The organism is Nitrosomonas communis (assembly GCF_900114745.1).
Classification (GTDB): Bacteria; Pseudomonadota; Gammaproteobacteria; order Burkholderiales; family Nitrosomonadaceae; genus Nitrosomonas; species Nitrosomonas communis_A.
In genome coordinates this window covers 1-2,164 of the sequence record NZ_FOUB01000162.1, presented here as the reverse complement: position 1 = coordinate 2,164, position 2,164 = coordinate 1, and the positions used below count along the sequence as shown (strand labels likewise).

5 protein-coding genes are annotated in these 2,164 nt (G+C 40.1%); 3 read left to right on the top strand and 2 right to left on the bottom strand.

What is annotated here, in order from left to right:
* On the top strand, positions 1-392 hold a 392-nt coding region (locus tag BM122_RS21095; RefSeq protein ID WP_218152213.1), incomplete at its 5' end, for a hypothetical protein.
* A gap of 4 nt (positions 393-396) precedes the next feature.
* Positions 397-666: a hypothetical protein gene (locus BM122_RS21090; RefSeq protein WP_074907625.1), complete on the top strand. Its 270-nt coding sequence runs from the start codon at positions 397-399 to the stop codon at positions 664-666.
* A gap of 83 nt (positions 667-749) precedes the next feature.
* Here the strand turns inward: BM122_RS21090 and BM122_RS21085 are convergent, their stop codons facing one another.
* Together BM122_RS21085 and BM122_RS21080 are read right to left on the bottom strand one after the other, a co-directional pair.
* Positions 750-980: a hypothetical protein gene (locus BM122_RS21085; protein ID WP_074907623.1), complete on the bottom strand. Its 231-nt coding sequence runs from the start codon at positions 978-980 to the stop codon at positions 750-752.
* A gap of 198 nt (positions 981-1,178) precedes the next feature.
* Positions 1,179-1,382 carry a cold-shock protein gene (locus BM122_RS21080; RefSeq protein ID WP_046849668.1) on the bottom strand — a complete coding sequence of 68 codons (204 nt, stop codon included), beginning with the start codon at positions 1,380-1,382 and terminating at the stop codon, positions 1,179-1,181.
* A 572-nt stretch (positions 1,383-1,954) separates the two neighbouring features.
* Here BM122_RS21080 and BM122_RS22965 point away from each other — a divergent pair.
* Entirely contained in the window at positions 1,955-2,119 is a 165-nt protein-coding gene (locus tag BM122_RS22965; RefSeq protein ID WP_256212270.1) for a hypothetical protein, read from the top strand.
* The last annotated feature ends 45 nt before the right edge of the window (positions 2,120-2,164 follow it).

Below are 2,164 nucleotides of genomic sequence, written 5' to 3'. Positions count from 1 at the left end.
GTGTGGAGATTACCGGGATCGCTAAACGGGAAAAGGAGTTGAAAGTGTTGGTGCAGTACAAAAAAGGAGGTGGCATCAGGGTCGCGGGTATCGATATCGGTAACTATAACGGCTCATGGGACAAACTGTTTCAAAAGAGTATTGAGGTGATCAAGAAATTCAAGGAACCATTTTTGCTTTTAACCGACGGCGATACTTCTATTTTTGAAAGCTTGAAAGGAAAGGTTACCGTCCTTGTTCAGCGATGTTTATGGCATATCCCCTACCAGGCACAGTATGCTTTATGGTCTGACGGCGTTAAAAGAAAAAGCAGGGAATGGTTACATGTTGTAGTGGAGTTGATGGAGATATGCGCGATTCGGCCTTTGGTCAGACTGTCCCGATACGATTAAAGCAATGATCGAATCCAAGAAAGCGCGATTGAAAAAAGTGATAGATTATTGTCAGGAAAAAGAATTCAAGCGTTGTGTATCTTATCTTGAGAATGCTCGCGAGGATATGTTTACGGCTTTGGAGAACAGATTAGAAGGAAAGACGACAAGCAGAGTAGAAAGATTGTTTCCGACGGTGCACATGAGGGTCAATGTCAGCAAGTGGAGCACAGAAGGAGCGCTTAATGTCACCAAGGTTCGACTCGCTTATTACTACAATGGGTTTGATGCTTGACGGTGATACAACGACAGCAAAATGGAGGGCCATTATTTCAGGTCTCTTATTGACAACGCTACCAGATTTTTACAGGAAGTCCTTTACTCAATACTTTCTTTATGGCCATTTTTCCTCCCCAGTCTAAATTTAGGATGTTGACCAATTTTCAGAAAAAATAATTCCCAGCAATAGGATGGAATTTCAGCCTTTTTGCCGGTTTGCTCTTCCCATCTCTGCCAGGTTGCCTCTTCTACACCTTTCAGCTTGACCGCTTGTATTATGAAAAGCCCGGCTTTTAAACGAGCATCTTTGTTCTGTTTTTGGTCGGTCATTCAGAATTTAACTGTGATTTGGCATTCACCATATTCTTGATCACTGTTATTTGTGGAAGCTTAGCTATATCCATTGGATATATTGATGTCGAAAAATATTGACGAGAGATTTGTCAGGATTAACTAATGATAATTATTGTTTATCAAGTCGTTAATCCACGAATAGTCCGAGGTTCTTTGTTTTCCAGCAGATCAATTTTATAATGACCTGATATTAGCTGCTTGTTTACCTTTAGGTCCGGTAGCCACTTCGAAAGTGACACGTTCAGCCTCTTTCAGAGACTTGAAGCCGTTACTATTAATAGCGGAAAAGTGTGCAAACAAATCCTCTCCACCATCATCTGGAGTAATAAAGCCGTAACCCTTAGCATCATTGAACCATTTAACTGTACCTATTGCCATTTTATTTCCTTAATAATTAATTGAATCATATAGTGATCAGTATTCATAACTGATGTGTTATTAGGATACCGAGAAAAGTAGGTAAAAAAAATACGTGTAAGCACGTAGTAAGCTAACGTGAGTTCGACATAAGGATCATCACATCACGACTGGAAGAGCGTGAGGTATTCTGATATTAAGCGAGGGTTTCTTCTCGCGAATAATGATGAAGCTCTTTTCCTAAATCTTTTTATCATAAGGAGGAATCCAGGTTCCTTTTACCACTTTTCTTATGTCGAACTCACGTTAATTTATTAGCAACATCTATTTCTTATAAGTAAGCTGTTCCCTCTGCCTACCAATGCTGAAAATAAACCACTTGATTAGTCCGCGCATAATTAATTGATTTTTATCATTTAAAAAATTAGAACTTGTGGACTTCGCTTCTAGAAGACGGGTAGGGGTGGAGAGAATAATGGGGAAAAGAGAGAAAAACTGAGGATATTTGTGATATTTATTTAAACCTCGAAGTCCGCAAGAATCCTCATGAACCCGCGTAAACACGCGAGAGTAGGCACAAAAAAACCAACCGGATGAAGGGTTGGTCTTTTGTATTGGTAGGTAATGCTATTACCCGGCTAAAGCAGTATCGGGCAATAGCGACACGATATGACAAACTGAAGCGAAATTACGAGAGTATGGTAGCCCTAGCGTGTGGATATCTGTGGCTACCTATGTGGAATGTCAACAGGCCCTAACTGCTCCTTAATAACCATCTAATAGAATTCTCTCTTCTGTTCTAT

Excerpts from the sequence above, each read along its gene's own strand:
- BM122_RS21090 (WP_074907625.1), top strand. The coding sequence starts at position 397 with ATGATCGAATCCAAGAAAGCGCGATTGAAAAAAGTGATAGATTATTGT.
- BM122_RS21085 (WP_074907623.1), bottom strand. The coding sequence starts at position 980 with ATGACCGACCAAAAACAGAACAAAGATGCTCGTTTAAAAGCCGGGCTT.
- BM122_RS22965 (WP_256212270.1), top strand. The coding sequence starts at position 1,955 with ATGAAGGGTTGGTCTTTTGTATTGGTAGGTAATGCTATTACCCGGCTA.
- BM122_RS21080 (WP_046849668.1), bottom strand. The coding sequence starts at position 1,382 with ATGGCAATAGGTACAGTTAAATGGTTCAATGATGCTAAGGGTTACGGC.